This is a genomic window from Streptomyces sp. CO7 (assembly GCF_053474865.1).
Window position 1 is genome coordinate 1,326,444 of record NZ_JBRIOU010000002.1, and the last position, 464, is coordinate 1,326,907.

Annotated in this window: 1 protein-coding gene; it reads right to left on the minus strand. The window is 79.1% G+C overall.

Annotation, left to right across the window (positions count from 1 at the left end; translation table 11 throughout):
• Positions 1-39 precede the first annotated feature (39 nt).
• Positions 40-267 carry a hypothetical protein gene (locus tag ACOV8S_RS08035; RefSeq protein ID WP_448316971.1) on the minus strand — a complete coding sequence of 76 codons (228 nt, stop codon included), beginning with the start codon at positions 265-267 and terminating at the stop codon, positions 40-42.
• Positions 268-464: the final 197 nt, after the last annotated feature.

Here is a 464-nt window from a genome sequence, read left to right on the forward strand (position 1 = left end):
CGCCGCGTCGCGGACGTAGCGCCGTCGGGCCCGGCGGCGCTACGTCCGCGACGCGGCGTGACGGCCCACCCGCCGCAGGAACGCCTCCTCGGCGCCCGTCAGGCCCGCCTCGCGCAACGCGCGGTCCGCCTCGGCGAGCACCGCCGGCGGCACCACGACGGGGCCGGGACCCGCCTCGGCGAACGCGGCCCGTACCGCGTTCAGCAGCCGCAGGTACGCCTGCGCGGCGCTCCGTTCACGGTCGGTCGGCACGGTGGTGGTGGTCATCCTCGGCAACTCCTCGGGCGGTCGCGCAACTCTCACCCCAAGCCTGCCGCGCGGCACTGACAGGACGTCACCCACGCATCGCGCGCAACGCCCGGGAGAGCCGGACCAGGTCCTCGGGCCCTTCGGCGGGCGGCCCCGCCGCCGCCTCGGCCGCCGCCGCGTCCCCGGCCCTGCCGTGGGCCCGCACCGCCTCCACG